Genomic DNA, 15,066 nt, shown 5'->3' with positions numbered 1-15,066 from the left:
CGTCCGTGCCGACGCGAGAAACGCCCGTCCGGACGGGGATCGTCGGCCCGCCGCGCTTAACAAGCAGCCGCCGTGACCGACCGTGTGAGGAAGACCAGGCGCTACACTAATAGCTCAGGGAAATGATAGCCGAACACGGGTATGAGTAGGCGTTCACCGACGGAGGTCCCCGCGGCGAGTGGTCGCACCCAGCGGGGCGGCCGGCGCTGCCGGGGGGTGCCGTGAGATGTCCGACCCGGAGCCCCAGCTCTCGGAACTGCTCGACCACCTCGGCGACGACGTCTCGCGGGCGGTCCTCGCCGCCTGCGCGAACGATACCCGGAGCGTCGGCGAGCTCGCCGAACTGTGTGACGTCTCCGAGGCGACGATCTACCGTCGATTGAACCACCTCATCGACTCCGGACTGCTGGAGGAGCGCCCCCGGATCGGGGGCAACGCCGTCTCGGGGGGAAAGGAGTACCGCACGGCCATCCAGCACGTCGAGATCGTGCTCGACGAGGAGGGGATCACCGTCCAGATCGACGACGCGACCGAGTCGGGGGGACCGCTGCCGACGTTCACGGTGTTCGACCCCGACGAGCGCGAGGAGGACGGAACGCGGGTCGTCGACATCCAGTTGAAGCTCCCCGAACACCTCTTCAGTGAGTTTCTCACCGTCTGGGCCGAGCTGAACAAGCGCGCAGAAGCGGAGCGCGACGACGACGATTCGAATCAGGGAACGCTGAACGACGCTCTATGACGAACCCCGACCCACACATACCGGATCCGCCCGAAGACCCGCGCAGGGCCGACCACTATCGGCACCCGGACTGCGTGGAGATCGTCTACCTCGTCGAGGACGGCCACGTCCTCACGCTCCGCGAGTACGATAGCGTGGAGGCGTTCGAGCGGACCGTCGCGGACGCGCGCTACCTCGGCCTCCACGAGGGCGTCGAGGCGCTCCCCGATCCGGCGACGTTCGCCGACGAGGACGACACGTCCGAAGACGGATAGATCAGAAAACGTACCAGTACGCCGGACGACCGATCGCGGCGGGTGCCGAGATCGGTCGACGACGGCGTACCGGCGGCGACGCCGCTGCCGAAGGTTTATTATACGTGGTGCTGAATTTTCAGATGGCTTCCCCGGTTCGCGTGCCAGTTCGTGTGCCAACAATCGTGCTGCGGGCCAGGGAAGCTACTCGACGCCCGACACGAACCGGCGAATCGTGTGCCAGCCGGTTATCGTCCCTCGGCGTTCCGATACCACGCCCACGCGTCGGGAACTACCTCCCTGAGCGGCCGGTACGCGTAGCCAAGTTCCGCCTCCGCCTTCCGACTGCTGTAGAAGAGTCGCTTCGTCGAGAGCCGCGCCATCTCCCCGTCGAAGGGGAACATCCGCGTCCCGAGGAGGTCGTTCACCCGGCCGACGACCGGCCCGGCGGCGTGGACGAGCGTCGGGGGGAGTTCCACCGCCGGTTTCTGACCCCCAGTCAGCGCGGCGATGACGGTCAGCGCCTCGGCGTAGGTGAGGTTCTCGCCGCCGAGGACGTAGTGCTCGTCCGCCTCGCCCCGCTCCGCGGCGGCGACGATCCCGTCGACGACGTCGCCGACGCCGACGAAGCTCGCCCCGCCGGGGGGATGCACCACGGCGAGCGGGTTGTTCACGAGCGCGAACATGCGCCCCGTGAAGTCCGGGTCGCGCGGCCCGAAGATCGACGTGGGGTGGACGGTGACCACGTCGAGGCCCGCCTCGCCGTACTCGTCGCACAGCGTCTCTGCGGCGGCCTTCCCGCGCTGGTACGCGCCGATCGGCTCCGCGACGTCGTCCTCGGTCGCGGTCCCCCGCGCCCGACGGGTCCCCGCCGTGCTCGTGAACAGGACGCGCTCGACGCCGTGCTCCCGCGCGGCGTCGAGGACGTGTTCCGTCCCGTCGCGGTTCACCCGCTCTACCGTCTCCGCGTCGCCGGCCTGCAGGCCGATGCCGGCAAGGTGGAAGACGTAGTCGTGGCCCTCGACGGCCGCGCTGACGGCGGCGGGGTCGAGCACGTCCATCGTGGCCCACGCCATGTCCACGTCCGCGAGGGCGGTGGCGTCGGAGGTCGGCCGGCGCGTCCCGGTGACCTCCCAGTCCCCCGCCGCGAGTGCCGCACAGAGGTGCGAGCCGAGGAAGCCGGTCGCGCCGGTGACGAGCGCGCGCTCAGGCATCCGGGTCCCCCATGAACTGCGGCGGGAGCAGGTCGCCGGTGACGCGGGAGTAGAGCCGGTACCCCGTCTGCATGACGGGGGAGGTCTCCCCCGTCTCCTCGCGCTCGTTCGGGAGGCGGTCCGCGATCTCGTCGAGGTCGAGGCCGGCGACGGGTGGCGTCCGGACGCCGTGGGGCGCGAGGTAGGGCACCTCCTCGGGGTCCTCGTTCACGAGCCGAGCGGCGGCCGCGTCGAGCGTCGGCGCGTCCGAACTCGCGAGGAGGAACCCCGACCGGTGGGGCGCGCCGGTGTAGGTGTACGTGCCGTCGAGGAGGACGGCCGCCGGATCGCACACCGCGGCCGCGGCGACGACGTCCTCGGCGGTCGCGTCGGCCGCGTCGGCGCCGAGCGCGCCGAGGGCGGTCGCGGCCATCCCGGCGACGAAGCCGTGGTCGGGGTCGGTGCGGAGCGTCGGGACGGTCACGAGCGTCTCCGAGTCGAGCGGCTCGGGGACCGTCACCCGACGGCGGCTGTCGCCGATGGTGACGGTCCGCTCGACCGACCCGGCGGCGTCGAGGTCGAGCACGTCCACGCCGAGGCGGTCTACGACCTCGTCGTAGCCGAGGAACGCGGCGCAGCGATCGCCCGCGACCCACGGGGAGTCGGGGTAACAGAGCAGAACCTCCGTGCCGCGTCCCTGGAGGAACTCGATCAGGACGCCGACCACGCCCGGATCAGTGACGAGGCCAGTGCTGGGGTGGAAGGGGTAGTGCACGTCCGGCACGACGAGCGCGCGTCCGGCGGGCGGCGCGTCGTCGAGGAGGTCCATGACGGCCCCGGCGAGCGACGCCGCCGTCCCGTCGACCCGGCGACCGGAGACGCGGGGGGTCACTCCGTCACCTCCACGAGCGCCGCGTCGGCGTCCGCGATGCGGTAGGCTTCCCTGACGTGTTCGACCATCCGCAGGCCCGTCTCGCCGCCGACCGGCGGCGACTCGCCGTCGCGCACGGCGTCGAGGAAGTCCCGCAGCGCCCAGTAGTGGGCCTGGTAGTAGTACGTGGGCTTGAAGTACTCCGGCTCGTCGCCGCGCAGGCGGCGGCCGAGGTTCTCGAGCGCCGAGCGGGCGGCGTAGGTGGTGAAGCGTCGCGGGACATAGTCGGTGCTCACGACCGAGTCGGCGATGCCGTCGAGGCGGAGGTAGCTCGTCACGTCCGGCGGCGTCTCCCACTGGAAGAACCCGCAGGTGAGCGTCGCCGTCGTTCCGCGCTCGCCCCTGACGACCACCGTGGCGGCGTCCTCGTAGGGGAGGTTCAGCTGGCGGTCGGTGACGGCGTGTTCGACGGTGAGGTCGCCGAAGAACCACTCCAGCACGTCGAGCAAGTGGATGCCGAGGTCCATCAGCGCCCCACCGCCGGTCGCCTCGGGATCGAGCTGCCAGGTCGGCACCTTCGATCGGGCCGGCGGCGCGTCGAACGGTCCGTTGTTGATGCGCGAGATGGACGCGATGGGGACGTGGCCGAGACGCCCCTCGTCGAGCAGTTCCTTCAGCCGTCGCATCTCGGGCTGATAGCGGATAGTGTGATCGACGCCGACCGAGACGCCCGCGGCGTCCGCGGCGTCGAGCATCCGTCGCCCCTCCTCGGGGGTGCGCGCGAACGGCTTCTCGACGAAGACGTCACAGCCCGCCTCGGCGGCCGCGACCGCGGCGTCGGCGTGGAGAAACGGCGGGAGGGCCACCACGACCGCGTCGAGCGACTCGGACGCCAGGAGGTCGGCGTAGTCGTCGTAGGTGCGGCGGACGCCGAGGCGCTTCGCGCGCTCCCGGTTACCCTCGACCGCGTCCGCGGCCGCGGCGACGGTGACTCCCTCCAGCGTGCTCGCCGTCTGGAGGTGGACGGTCCCGATGTGACCGACGCCGAGCAGTCCGACGGCCAGCTCACGCGGCATCGACGGCCCCCCTGAGCGGTCCTCTGCCGATGCTACTCGACGGCGTCCTCGTAGTCATTACCGGAACAACGGCCGCTGTCACATCTTGTTATACACTCGCTACCCGCGATGCTCGATAGCGTCGCGAACAGCGCCGTACGCGTTGGTCAGTTTGAGCAGGTAAGTGAGCGCATAGAACAGGAGTTTCTCCGAGAGGGGAAGGTCGTCCCAGTTACGTAGCGCGGCGCGGACCTGCCCCGGCGTCGCCGGTACGTAGATCGCGGGGTTGAAGATGAGCCGCGCGGAGCTGCCGTAGCGCTCGGGGTAGATGCGCCTGAGCTGGTTCTTACCCCGGCCGATGCGGATGGACTTCTTGACGAGCGCCTTCAGCGTCGTCCGCGTCGGGTGGTACATGTGAACGTCGGCGGCGTAGCCGAGCGTCCACCCCGCCCGATAGACGCGGTGGCCGAACTCGCGGTCGCCGCTCGACGTGAAGCGGACGTCGAACGGGCCCACGTCCTCCACGACCTCCCGGCGGACGGCCAGACAGCACGTCGGCGCGTAGTGGAACTCGGAGACGTAGTCCTCGATGGGAAAGCCGCTCAGGCGGTTGAACTTCGCCGCGAGCGACTCCTCCCCGACGGAGTACAGCTTGACGTTGCACGCCAGGTAGTCGATCTCCTCCTCGTCCATCGTCTCGACGACGCGTTCGAGCCAGTCGGGGTCGACGGTCATGTCGGCGTCGATGAACGCCATGACGTCGCCCGTGGCGCAGTGTAACGCCCGCGTTCGCGCCGCGTACGAACTCTGCCGGCGACGCTCGTCGAGCGCCGTCACGCGCTCGTACGCCTCCGCGTACTCCTGTGCGACTGCCCGCGTCCCGTCGTTCGATCGGTTGTCGACGACCAGTATCTCGTAGTGCTCCTCGGGGTAGGTCTGATCGATGAGCGTATCGAGGGTCGTGCGAAGTCCCTCGGGGTCGTTGTAGACCGGAACGATGACGGACACGAACGGCACGGTCGCCGCTGCGGCCACGGCCGTCGTTCCTTCCGCGTTAGTAGCTTGTTCCGTCATTGTGTGCGAACCTCTGATACCGGCCGACGACGACCGGTCGTTCCCGATAGACCAGTGGCTGCCCTATTTATCCTCCGCCAGAGACGCTGGCCTATCCGGCCCGAGCGAGCGAACTCACCCGCTCGAACTACACGGGAATACATCGATTACACCTTTAGTTGTATCTGATTCTCCCGCCCGCCGGATATAGTTGCACGTCGTTTCACGTGCGATAAGAAGAACCTTTAGGGCGGGTCCAGTGACACTATCGTACGCGTTCATTATCAGCCTCCGTACCTTCATAGCGGTACACCTCGATGTCGATGTACTCCCGGTGCCACGTCTGCCGACGGCCGTCGCTCGCTATCGCCTTGATGCGCTCGTCGTCCTCGTCTTCCGTGTGAGAGAGGACCACCCACACCTCGTCGTGGCCGGCCATCTTCCGCCTGATCTCCGCGTCGCTAGTGCGTTCCGTTCCGTTGGGTGCGTCGTCCGCGTTGATCGGTTTGACCACGAGGTCGTCCCGGGTCTGGTAGTACTCGAAGGCGCGTTCGGTGACCTGATCCGCGACGACGACCAGCGCGCCTCGATCCGCGCGCTGTTCGACGTCGGCGGTCGCCTCGTCCCACTGCTCGCGGGTGTCGGTGGTGAGGTAGAAGGTCGTCGGCGGGACGAGCGCGACGAGCAGGAGGACGACGAGCGCGAGGCGAACGTGCGAGCGCTTCGCCCTGCTGACGCCGTATCCGACGAGCAGGTAGAGCGCGAAGGAGGCGGCGATGGTGTATCGCGGCCAGAAGACGGGGGTGAGCGCGTAGGAGACGACGAGCGGCAGGAGGAACGTCCCGGCGAGCCAGAACAGCAGGAGGTGGACCTCCCATCGGTCGGTGAACCCGACGCGCTCGCGGAGGTTCCGTAACGTCCGCCCCGGGCGACGCGCGTCGAGCGACGCGGAGAAGCAGCCGTCCGTGACCGCGAGGACGAGCAGTCCCCCGACGAGCACCGAGACGTACGCCAGCGCCGGCACGATCCCCGTCCGCGCGAAGTACCCCGTCACCACCGCGATCACGAGCTGTGGCGTCGGCGTCGGGATGTAATCGAGCGTCACGCCGCCGCCGAAGCGGAAGAGGGCACCGACGACCAGCGGGAGCACCGCGAGGCCGAGGGCGGCCTGCGTCCCGACCGCCCGCCGGAGGTCGGCGACGCGACCCCGCAGGACCGCGAAGGCGAGGTAGGCGCTCTCCCCCGCGACGACGAACACGGCGAACGGATGGCTGTAGACGAGGAGGATCGTCGCGAGCGCGTAGGCGGCCGCCGTGCGTCGCGACTCCGTTCGCAGGTACCGAACGAACAGGTACAGCGAGGAGAGCGCGAGAAACGCGAACAGCGTGTACATCCGCACCTCCTGGGCGTGGTAGACCTGCACCTGCGCCAGCGCGTAGATCAGGGCGGCGACCAGCCCCGTCGCGTCGTTGAACAACTCGCGCCCGGCGAGGTAGAACAGGGGGATGGAGGCGATGCCGAACAGCGCCGAGAACGAGCGGAGCGCGACGGGCGACATACCGAACGCCGACGCCCACAGGTCGAGCAGGACGTAGTACAGCGGCAGGTGGGGCTGACTGAGCGGGATGACGACGAACAGTTCGAGCGTGTCGTACCGCTGGATGAACTCCATCGTGATGAGCTCGTCCAACCAGAGGCTGTCCCTCCCGATCCCGTACAGGCGCACGGCCGCGCCGACGAGCACGACGGCCGCGAGCGCTATCCGCGTCCGGCCCGCACGAACGACCCGCTCTGACATTAGTGGTGGTAATCAGGACCCGCTGATAACGATACTGGCCGAGTACGTCCCGTGCCAGTGAGTTTCATCCATCAACGATCGTGGTGGATCTCGGGGGTGTCCCGCGCAGGCGGCCGGTCGCGGCGACGGCCGGGCGACGCGTCAGGGTTGAACCGCGCTCGTGAGGTCGATCAGCGTATCGGCGCCCACGCGCAGCGTGGTGATGGGGTCCTCGGGGTGGTCGTGCTCGAAGACCAGCCAGTCGACGCCGTTGCGCTCCGCGGCCCGGGCCGCGCCGGGGAAGTCGACGAGCCCGCGGCCGGGATTCGTCGAGCGGACGGACGCCAGCGGCCCGGGGTCGCCGTCCACGACGACGTCCTTCATGTGGACGAGCGGGGCGCGGTCGCCGACGAAGTCGAGGACGTCGCCGGGATCGTAACCGGCGGCGGTGACGCCGCCGACGTCCACCTCGAACGCGACGGCCTCCGGGCTGGTCCGCGCCACGAGGCGGCCGTAGGCGGTCGACTCGACGGACGCGGCGGCGACGGGCGGGGACGCCACGGCGCGCAGCGCGCGGTCGCCGAGCAGGCCGAGGCCGGTCTGGGCCTTGCTCGCCCCCGGGGAGTGGGGGTGAACGGCCGTGAGGAACCGTTCGAGGGCCGACGGTCGATGGACCGGCAGGAAGTCGTGGACCTGGTTGTGGTAGACGAGCGAGAGGCCGCGATCGGCGAGCGCCGAACCGACGGCGTTCAGCCGCGCGGCCAGTTCGTCGAGGCGGCCCGGCGTCCGGTAGTGGGTCACCGGCAGGTGGGGGATGACGAGACGGGTGACGCCGAGCGCCCGGTACCGCTCGGCGACCGCGTCGAGGTCCGCCTCGATCGCGCGCAGGTCGACGTGCGCGCCGATCGGTTCGACGCCGGCTTCCGCGAGCGCGTCGCCGACCGCCTTCGGATCCGCCTCGGCGACGCGCGTGGCGAACTCGACGCCCTCGAAGCCCGCGGCCGCGACCCGGCGGACGAGCTCCGGCAGCGGTTCGTCGATATCCCGCACGGTGTAGAGCTGGATCGCGGGGCGCATTACGCGGACCACCCGTGGAGAGGCCCGACGCGCCCGACGGCGTACGGCGTTGGCATGTCCGACAGTCACCACGTTCGATACTATTGTAATAACGCCCCTACGCCCCGGACGGGAGCGTTCCGGACGACCGGAACGTCACACAGGTAGGGTAGCTGTCACATAACCCGCCAGGGGGCGTGCGAGCGACGCTCCGTCGGTGGACGCTCCGCGTCCGCCGCGCCGAACCGGAGGACCAGTAAGTACTTATCGTGCCAATCGATCACTAGCCTCGTGACACGAGAGAGGCCCGGACCGCGGACCGGAGGAGCGGACGACAGCCGTCCCACGCTGATCGCGGCGCTCGTCCTGCTCGGGGTCGTCGTGATCCCCCTGCTCGCGCTCTCGCCGACGGACGCCTCGGTCGCGGTCCTGGCCGGCGCGCTGGGTCTCGCGGCGTCGTACCTCGCGACGACGTGGGCGGTCGATCGGACTGACGTCGCCCCGCAGACCTGCGTCGAGAAGTGAGTACCGGGGCCGCGGTGCCTCGGAACCGCTACCCGTTGACCGCGGCGACGACGCTCCGGAAGTTCTTCTCCAGCCCCCAGCCGAAGCCCCGGTCGAGCACCAGCGCCGCGACCCCGTACGAGACGGCCCCGACGACGATCTGGACGACGAAGACGCCGAGCACCGGCAGGTACGCGTCGATCCACGCGCCGACGGCGACCACGACCGCGAACATGAAGACGCTCGCCGCGAGCGGGAAGGCGACGTCGCGGGCGACGCGACCGTACGACGTCTCGACGATGCGCACCAGGTAGTAGACGTCGATCGGCATCATGGGGAAGATCTGCACGGCGACGATGGCGAGCGAGACCAGTTCGATCCCCTGGAGTTCGACGCCGAACAGGGCCATCACGAGTTCCTGCCCGTAGAGGATCGAACCCGGGACGAGCACGGCGAGCATCAGGACGCGGAGGAACGAGAACTTCGCGATGAGATCCGGCCGTCCGGTCGCCTTGAACACCGGCCCCATCGTCGCCATCATCGAGCGCATGAGCCCGTAGATGGCGAGGATCTGCATCGTCAGCACCATGGGCATCCACTGCTCACCGAGGAAGGCCGCGATGAACGCGGGCGTGACGGCGATGATGCCCATCGACATGGGAAACGAGAGGAACGTCGTCACCTGCAGCGTGTGGAAGTACGCGTCGCGTAGCTGTCGGACGTTGTCCTGGAGCTTCGAGTACGCCGGGAACGTCACGCTCGAGATGACGTGGGTGACCTCCGTCGCGGGCGCGTTCGAGAGCTGGTAGGCGTAGCGGTAGAAGCCGAGCGCGGTCGTGGAGACGAGCGCCCCGACCACGACGTCGTCGCCCTCGTTGTAGAGGAAGTAGAGGATGGACGTCGCGGTGATCCACTTGCCGTAGTTGGTGATCTCCTTCGCGTGATCGAGGTCGAACTCGAAGCTCGGGCGGTAGTCGTGCATCAGGTACGAGACGACCATACGGATGAAGTCGGAGATGACGTACGCGAGCACGAGCGCCCACACCGTCTCGTAGGTGTAGGCGTACCAGATGGCGAAGACGAACTGGACGACCGACCCGCTCAGGGTGTAGACGAACTGCTTGTCGAACTCGAGGTCCTTCTGGAAGTAGACGGTCGCCGGGTTGCGAAGTCCGACGAACACCTGCGAGAGGCCGATGACCTGCAGCAGCGGGACGGCCGCCGGTTCGCTGAAGATCGTCTCGCCGATGAACGGCGCGGCGAGGAGGAGGATCCCGGCCAGAAGGACCCCACGACCGATCTGGAGCGCCCACGCCGTGTTGAGCATGTCGTCGACGTTCTCGTCCTTGTTGTAGATGAGCGAGGAGCTCAGCCCCAGGTTGGAGAACTGCCGCAGCGCGCTGACGGCGAGGAGGGCGATGCCGAGCAGCCCGAGCGCCTCCGGCCCGAGCACCCGCCCGACGACGATGAGGAGGGTGATCTGCAACAGCCGATCGATGACGTTGAGTGCGCCGACCCACATACCGCCCTTGACCATCCGCTCGCCGACGCCGTCGCCGCTCGGCCTCACGAGGCGCTTCAGGCGAACGAGCAGGTCCCGAATACCGCTCATCGCGACCGCGCCCCCGTCCGGAGAACCGCCATCGCCGTCGCTCCCGAACGGAGGGCCGGCTCGCGCACTCTGGTCATTCGGGACTCCCTCGGGGAGACACGGGCATTGTTATGACTCTTCTAAGCCCACCGCGGTCGTGAGAAAACGTATCGTAGAGCGTGAACGAACGACTCGAAAGGATGTGCTTAACCAAGCGTTAGGGACCGAAACAACCGGAAAATGGCATCGTCCGGCGATCCCCGACCGCTGGTGAGCGTCGTCGTCCCGACGTACGGTCGCCCGACGTTACTCCCCGAGGCCGCCCAGAGCGTCCTCGATCAGACCCACGAGCGCGTCGAGCTCATCATCGTCGACGACCACTCCCCCGAGCCGGTCGGACCGGCCCTCTCGGAGCTCGACGTCGGCGACCGGGCGTCGGTGACGTGTATCCGCCACGAGCGGAACAGGGGGCGAACGGGGCTCGAAATACGGGGATCGAGGCCGCAAACGGCGAATTTGTCGCGTTCATCGACGACGACGACTACTGGTACGAGACGAAGATCGAGCGCCAGCTCGAGGCCTTCGACGACCCGGACGTGGGCCTCGTCCACACGGGCGAGCGCTACGTCACCGGCGACCGGGTCAACCACGTCCTCCGCCCGACGGTTCGCGGCGACGCCACCGAGGAACTCCTCTGTGGCGCGCCGTTCGGCACGTTCTCCACGCTGATGGTCCGCGCGTCCCTCGTCGAACGCGTCGGGTTGCCCGACGAGCGGTTCCCCTGCTGGCAGGACCGGGAGTGGCCGATCCGCCTCTCGACCGCCTGCCGCGTCGAGGCGGTCGACGAACCGCTCGTGGATCACCGGATGGCCGACCACGAGCAGATCAGCGACGATCTCGAGGTGAAGCGCGACGTCGCCTACCCGCTGTTCGTGGAGACGTTCCGCCCGCTCGCGGCCGAGTACGGCCGGACGACGGTCCGGAAGATGATCGCCTCCCGCGCGACCGTCGTCGCCTCCGCGGCGCTCAAGACGGGACACTACGACGACGCGCGGCGGTTCGCCCTCCGGTCGATCCGGTCGTGGCCGCTCGCACCCACGCCGTACCTCCTCCTCGCGCTGTCGCTCGGCGGTCGGCCCGCGTTCAGCGCCGCGCAGTGGACCAAACGGTCCGTCGTTCGTCACTTTCGGTAGACGCGAGCGATAGTAGGCCCATAACAATACCCGTCAGGCGATTCGTGGGATCCAATGCAGGCAGTCGTACTCGCCGCCGGGAAGGGGACCCGGCTCCGTCCGCTCACCGACGATAGACCGAAGGGACTGGTCGAGGTCGACGGGAAGCCGATCCTCACCCACTGCTTCGAGCGACTCGTCGAACTCGGCGCGTCCGAGTTCGTCGTCGTCGTCGGCTACCGCAAGGAGGACATCATCGACCACTACGGGGACAGCTTCGACGGCATCCCCATCACCTACTGTCACCAGCGCGAGACCAAAGGGCTGGCCCACGCCCTCCTGACCGCCGAGGAGTACATCGACGACGACTTCATGCTCATCCTGGGGGACAACATCTTCGAGGCCAACCTGGCCGACGTGGTGCGCCGCCAGTCCGAGGAGCGCACCGACGCGGCGTTCCTCGTCGAGGAGGTACCCTACGAGCAGGCCTCCCGCTTCGGCGTGTGCAACACGAACGACTACGGCGAGATAACGGAGGTCGTCGAGAAGCCCGAGGACCCGCCGTCGAATCTCGTCATGACCGGGTTCTACACGTTCTCCCCCGCGATCTTCCACGCCTGCCACCTCGTCCAGCCCTCCGACCGCGGGGAGTACGAACTGAGCGACGCGGTCGACCTCCTCATCCGGAGCGGGCGCACCATCGACGCCATCCCGCTCGACGGTTGGCGCATCGACGTGGGCTACCCCGAGGACCGCGACGAGGCCGAGCGGCGACTGCGGGCCGCCCGCGGGGCCGAGGAGGAGGTCGCGGAGTCGGCGAGCGACTGAGATCGAGGCCGAGCGACCGAGCGCGCGGCGCTGCGTGATCGAACGTCGTGCGACCGACCCACCACCCCGCGAACCGGCGCGAGCGGAGTAGCGCGCGTCTAACAATACCTCGTCCGGGGAATACGTCGGGTAGCCGTGTCGCAACGCGCCAGTCCCGACTCACGCGCCGCCGGACGCGCTCGACCCGCGAGCGACGACCGCGAGCACGCGTCCTCGGTGCTCGTCGTCACCGACTTCACGCGGAACCTCTCGAAGATCGAACGTCACGTCGGTCCCCTCGCCGAGACCGCGGACGTGACGATGGTCTGCATCACCGGCGACGGCGAACTCGACGGTATCGACTACCGGACCGTCCCCTCCCTCGGCGCGCGGCCGCTCGGCCTCGCGCTCATGCTCGTCGCCGCCCTCTACGAGGCGTGGCGCGGCGACTACGACGCGGTCGCCTCCTTCTCGCTGCTCCCCCACGGCTGCATCGCGCTCGCCGTCGGGACCGCCTTCGGGATCCCCGCCCACCTCGGCATCATCGGCATCGACCTCGACGTGCACGCGCGCTCGCGCTACGGGGCCGTCGTGCGCTGGCTCATCCGCCGGTTCGACGCGATCTCGGTGCCCGGAACGGCCTTCCGCGACCAGCTCGTCGGCATGGGCGTCCCGCGGGGACGGATCGAGGTCCTCGCCAACCCGATCGACGTCGGCACCTACCACCCGAACCCCGACGCCGAGGCCGACTACGACCTCATCTGGGTCGGCCGGTTCGACGCGGAGAAGGACCCGCTGCTGTTCGTCGAGGCGCTGGCTGAACTGCGGGAATCGGGCCGCGAGGTCACGGCCGTGATGCTCGGCGACGGCCCGCTCCAGGACGCCGCGGAGCGACGGGTGCGCGAGCGCGGCCTCCGCGTCGACCTCCCCGGGTGGGTCGACGACCCGGTCGCGTACTACTGGCGCTCGCGGGCGTTCGTGCTCACCTCCGAGCGCGACGCGCTCCCCCTGACGCTCGTGGAGGCGATGGCGACCGGACTCGGCTGCGTCGTCCCGGCCGTCGGGAACGTCCCCGACGTCGCGCGAGACGGCGAGACGGCGCTCGTGCTGGAGGAGATGACCGCGGGGACGCTCGCTGCCGCGCTCGACCGGCTGCTGGCCGACGACGAGCTGTGCGCCCGCCTCGGCGAGAACGCCGCGGGCGTGGCCGACCGCTACTCCTACGAGGCCGCCGCCGAGGACTGGGTGCGGATCCTGGAGACGCTCGGCGTCAGGTGAGCGAAGCGGATAGACGTACCGCGATCACGCCGGGTCGGTCCTGAATCGTTCGATCGGGACATCGCCGATCTCGTCGTAATCGTCGTCCGCACCAACGAGCAGTACTCCGCCGACGTGAGCGGCAGTCGCGAGCGCGAAGGCGTCACCCAGCGCCGGGGAGTACCGATACTTGAACTCGGCCGCTTGACGCCATGTCTCGGCGGTGTCGACTCGTCTGATGCCCGTCTCCTCGATGACGTCGGCTACCACATCCGCCCGTTCCTCGCCATCGATCGCGCGCACGACGTAGTGGACCTCCGTGAAGGTGACCGCGGAGAGGTAGCCGTCAGACGAACCGGTTACCGCCTCGACGTACGTCTGGACGGTATCGCTACCCGGCTCGTCGCAGAAGTAGGCGACGAGCGGCTCCGCGTCGAAGACGATGCGTCCGGGGACATCCCTCTCGGAGGTCACTGCTCCTCCCCGTCCGCATCCTCCTCAACGTACCGCCGTCGAAGGTCGGCCTCGCTGGCCCGATCGCGATCGCGTTCGTCCCGGAGCAGTTCGACGGCGGATCGCCCCCGGGAATCGGTCTTCCCCTTCAGAATCCCGCGCAGATCCGCCACGGATCGGATCGGACGCACGACGATTTCCCCTTCGTCGGTGCGAACGAACTTCACCCGTCCGGGAGTGTCGATGCCTAATTCCTCCCGGAACTCCTTCGGAATGGTCGCCTGCCCGCGGGCCGAAACCGAGACCACCTTTTCAGACTCGGATTTACTCATACATTCTCTAGCCACTACTCAGCCAAGGTCATGGAAAAAGTTACCGCCGAAACGACACCCGTCGTGGCATGTGCGTCCCCACGACGCGGAGGCTCCCGATCTCACGACAGGGGAGGTCTCGGGGGAGATCGGGGGGAGGTCCACGACGGTACGCTACGCGCTCGTGGACGACCGACTCCCGGCACCCGAGAGCATGTCCACCTCGATCGTCACCTCGTCGTAGGGGACGAACGGGGCTTTCGCCCGTCCCTCCTCGCGGAAGTAGACGATTCCGTAGTCGGCGAGCAGGTTCACGTCGGCCGTGACGTCGCTCGGGTTCCGGCCGAGACGGTCGGCCAGCTTCCGAATACTCTCCGGCGGCGCGTTCTTGACGCTCCGCAGTAACTCGACGCGTCGCTGCGTGAGTAGCTTACGCAGATCCTCGGGGTTCCCGAAGTTGAGGAGGTGTGGCACCTGCTCTCCGGCCTCGAAGCGCTCGGCGAGCGCGATTTCTCGTTCGGTCGCCGCCTCCTGCGAATCTGCCGTGATCAGCAGTCGCGATGGGTACTCCGCGCTCCCTGGTCCCGGGGTAGCCGTATCTTCCGGATCGGTCATCGTTCGTTCACCTCGCGTTTGAACGCCCGAACGTGTGACACCAGTCCATCGAAGTCGATCCCTTCGACGCCCTCAGGTGTGTGTCGGTGGTGCATTCCTACTCCCTCCCGATAGTGCGAGTTATCGTAGCGCAGGACCGTCGTCCCGTCGGCGGCGGTGTACTGATACCTGATCCCCTGGGGGTAGTCGTCGCTTTCCGGAACGTTCCACGCGCGCATTTCGTACCGACTCCCGTCGGGGAACTCGTTGTCCGCCCAGTAGAGCAACGTCGCCAACGTACTCGCACCTGTGCGTCGACAGAGCGGAGACGAGGATAAACGTGTGAGGCAAACACCGATACATAGTGGGCGTGAGCGTCCACGTCCGACCTCCGGCGGAC

16 protein-coding genes and 1 pseudogene are annotated in these 15,066 nt (G+C 68.4%); 6 read left to right on the top strand and 11 right to left on the bottom strand.

Annotated elements, in window-relative coordinates:
* Nucleotides 1-226 precede the first annotated feature (226 nt).
* Both P1K31_RS21310 and P1K31_RS21305 read left to right on the top strand, forming a co-directional pair.
* Complete coding sequence (locus tag P1K31_RS21310) at nt 227-739, top strand: ArsR/SmtB family transcription factor (RefSeq protein WP_276306786.1); 513 nt, start codon at nt 227-229, stop codon at nt 737-739.
* Nucleotides 736-993 carry a hypothetical protein gene (locus tag P1K31_RS21305; protein WP_276306785.1) on the top strand — a complete coding sequence of 86 codons (258 nt, stop codon included), beginning with the start codon at nt 736-738 and terminating at the stop codon, nt 991-993. Before P1K31_RS21310 ends, P1K31_RS21305 begins: the two co-directional genes overlap by 4 nt.
* A 227-nt stretch (nt 994-1,220) precedes the next feature.
* Here P1K31_RS21305 and P1K31_RS21300 read toward each other — a convergent pair whose 3' ends face one another.
* From P1K31_RS21300 to P1K31_RS21275, 6 genes are all read right to left on the bottom strand, one after another.
* Entirely contained in the window at nt 1,221-2,186 is a 966-nt protein-coding gene (locus P1K31_RS21300) for an NAD-dependent epimerase/dehydratase family protein (RefSeq protein ID WP_276306784.1), read from the bottom strand.
* On the bottom strand, nt 2,179-3,057 hold the full coding sequence (locus P1K31_RS21295) for a DUF362 domain-containing protein (RefSeq protein WP_276306783.1): 879 nt from the start codon (nt 3,055-3,057) through the stop codon (nt 2,179-2,181). Before P1K31_RS21295 ends, P1K31_RS21300 begins: the two co-directional genes overlap by 8 nt.
* Entirely contained in the window at nt 3,054-4,112 is a 1,059-nt protein-coding gene (locus P1K31_RS21290; RefSeq protein ID WP_276306782.1) for a Gfo/Idh/MocA family protein, read from the bottom strand. Before P1K31_RS21290 ends, P1K31_RS21295 begins: the two co-directional genes overlap by 4 nt.
* 99 nt (nt 4,113-4,211) lie before the next feature.
* Entirely contained in the window at nt 4,212-5,165 is a 954-nt protein-coding gene (locus P1K31_RS21285; RefSeq protein WP_276306781.1) for a glycosyltransferase family 2 protein, read from the bottom strand.
* A gap of 244 nt (nt 5,166-5,409) precedes the next feature.
* Nucleotides 5,410-6,942, bottom strand: coding sequence for a glycosyltransferase family 39 protein (locus tag P1K31_RS21280; protein WP_276306780.1), 1,533 nt, complete (start codon nt 6,940-6,942; stop codon nt 5,410-5,412).
* A gap of 141 nt (nt 6,943-7,083) precedes the next feature.
* Nucleotides 7,084-7,998, bottom strand: a complete 915-nt coding sequence (locus P1K31_RS21275) for a sugar phosphate isomerase/epimerase family protein (RefSeq protein ID WP_276306779.1) — start codon at nt 7,996-7,998, stop codon at nt 7,084-7,086.
* 270 nt (nt 7,999-8,268) lie between these two features.
* On the opposite strand from P1K31_RS21275, the gene P1K31_RS21270 reads away from it, so the two are divergent.
* On the top strand, nt 8,269-8,502 hold the full coding sequence (locus P1K31_RS21270; RefSeq protein ID WP_276306778.1) for a hypothetical protein: 234 nt from the start codon (nt 8,269-8,271) through the stop codon (nt 8,500-8,502).
* Nucleotides 8,503-8,530: 28 nt separating this feature from the next.
* On the opposite strand, the gene P1K31_RS21265 is transcribed toward P1K31_RS21270, so the two are convergent.
* Nucleotides 8,531-10,093, bottom strand: a complete 1,563-nt coding sequence (locus P1K31_RS21265) for a lipopolysaccharide biosynthesis protein (protein WP_276306777.1) — start codon at nt 10,091-10,093, stop codon at nt 8,531-8,533.
* Nucleotides 10,094-10,312: 219 nt separating this feature from the next.
* On the opposite strand from P1K31_RS21265, the pseudogene P1K31_RS21260 reads away from it, so the two are divergent.
* From P1K31_RS21260 to P1K31_RS21250, 3 genes and pseudogenes are all read left to right on the top strand, one after another.
* Nucleotides 10,313-11,265: pseudogene (locus tag P1K31_RS21260) on the top strand (glycosyltransferase family 2 protein).
* A 54-nt stretch (nt 11,266-11,319) separates the two neighbouring features.
* Nucleotides 11,320-12,072 (top strand): UTP--glucose-1-phosphate uridylyltransferase AglF, encoded by a 753-nt coding sequence (gene aglF / locus P1K31_RS21255; RefSeq protein WP_276306775.1) that lies wholly within the window; start codon nt 11,320-11,322, stop codon nt 12,070-12,072.
* 135 nt (nt 12,073-12,207) lie between these two features.
* Entirely contained in the window at nt 12,208-13,329 is a 1,122-nt protein-coding gene (locus P1K31_RS21250; protein WP_276306774.1) for a glycosyltransferase family 4 protein, read from the top strand.
* Nucleotides 13,330-13,353: 24 nt separating this feature from the next.
* Here P1K31_RS21250 and P1K31_RS21245 read toward each other — a convergent pair whose 3' ends face one another.
* The 4 genes from P1K31_RS21245 to P1K31_RS21230 all read right to left on the bottom strand — a co-directional run bounded on the left by P1K31_RS21245 (nt 13,354) and on the right by P1K31_RS21230 (nt 14,962).
* Nucleotides 13,354-13,782: a PIN domain-containing protein gene (locus tag P1K31_RS21245; RefSeq protein WP_276306773.1), complete on the bottom strand. Its 429-nt coding sequence runs from the start codon at nt 13,780-13,782 to the stop codon at nt 13,354-13,356.
* A complete protein-coding gene (locus P1K31_RS21240; protein WP_276306772.1) occupies nt 13,779-14,093 on the bottom strand; it encodes an AbrB/MazE/SpoVT family DNA-binding domain-containing protein in 315 nt (104 codons plus the stop codon). The genes P1K31_RS21245 and P1K31_RS21240 overlap by 4 nt, the downstream gene beginning before the upstream one ends.
* A 153-nt stretch (nt 14,094-14,246) precedes the next feature.
* A complete protein-coding gene (locus P1K31_RS21235; RefSeq protein WP_276306771.1) occupies nt 14,247-14,687 on the bottom strand; it encodes an HVO_A0114 family putative DNA-binding protein in 441 nt (146 codons plus the stop codon).
* Complete coding sequence (locus P1K31_RS21230; protein WP_276306770.1) at nt 14,684-14,962, bottom strand: toxin-antitoxin system TumE family protein; 279 nt, start codon at nt 14,960-14,962, stop codon at nt 14,684-14,686. The genes P1K31_RS21235 and P1K31_RS21230 overlap by 4 nt, the downstream gene beginning before the upstream one ends.
* Between the last annotated feature and the right edge of the window lie 104 nt (nt 14,963-15,066).

It is taken from the genome of Halomarina halobia, from assembly GCF_029338575.1.
Classification (GTDB): domain Archaea; phylum Halobacteriota; class Halobacteria; order Halobacteriales; family Haloarculaceae; genus Halomarina; species Halomarina halobia.
This window is presented reverse-complemented; position numbering and strand designations above follow the sequence as displayed.

Excerpts from the sequence above, each read along its gene's own strand:
- P1K31_RS21310 (WP_276306786.1), top strand. The coding sequence starts at position 227 with ATGTCCGACCCGGAGCCCCAGCTCTCGGAACTGCTCGACCACCTCGGC.
- P1K31_RS21305 (WP_276306785.1), top strand. The coding sequence starts at position 736 with ATGACGAACCCCGACCCACACATACCGGATCCGCCCGAAGACCCGCGC.
- P1K31_RS21300 (WP_276306784.1), bottom strand. The coding sequence starts at position 2,186 with ATGCCTGAGCGCGCGCTCGTCACCGGCGCGACCGGCTTCCTCGGCTCG.
- P1K31_RS21290 (WP_276306782.1), bottom strand. The coding sequence starts at position 4,112 with ATGCCGCGTGAGCTGGCCGTCGGACTGCTCGGCGTCGGTCACATCGGG.
- P1K31_RS21285 (WP_276306781.1), bottom strand. The coding sequence starts at position 5,165 with ATGACGGAACAAGCTACTAACGCGGAAGGAACGACGGCCGTGGCCGCA.
- P1K31_RS21280 (WP_276306780.1), bottom strand. The coding sequence starts at position 6,942 with ATGTCAGAGCGGGTCGTTCGTGCGGGCCGGACGCGGATAGCGCTCGCG.
- P1K31_RS21275 (WP_276306779.1), bottom strand. The coding sequence starts at position 7,998 with ATGCGCCCCGCGATCCAGCTCTACACCGTGCGGGATATCGACGAACCG.
- P1K31_RS21265 (WP_276306777.1), bottom strand. The coding sequence starts at position 10,093 with ATGAGCGGTATTCGGGACCTGCTCGTTCGCCTGAAGCGCCTCGTGAGG.
- aglF (WP_276306775.1), top strand. The coding sequence starts at position 11,320 with ATGCAGGCAGTCGTACTCGCCGCCGGGAAGGGGACCCGGCTCCGTCCG.
- P1K31_RS21240 (WP_276306772.1), bottom strand. The coding sequence starts at position 14,093 with ATGAGTAAATCCGAGTCTGAAAAGGTGGTCTCGGTTTCGGCCCGCGGG.
- P1K31_RS21235 (WP_276306771.1), bottom strand. The coding sequence starts at position 14,687 with ATGACCGATCCGGAAGATACGGCTACCCCGGGACCAGGGAGCGCGGAG.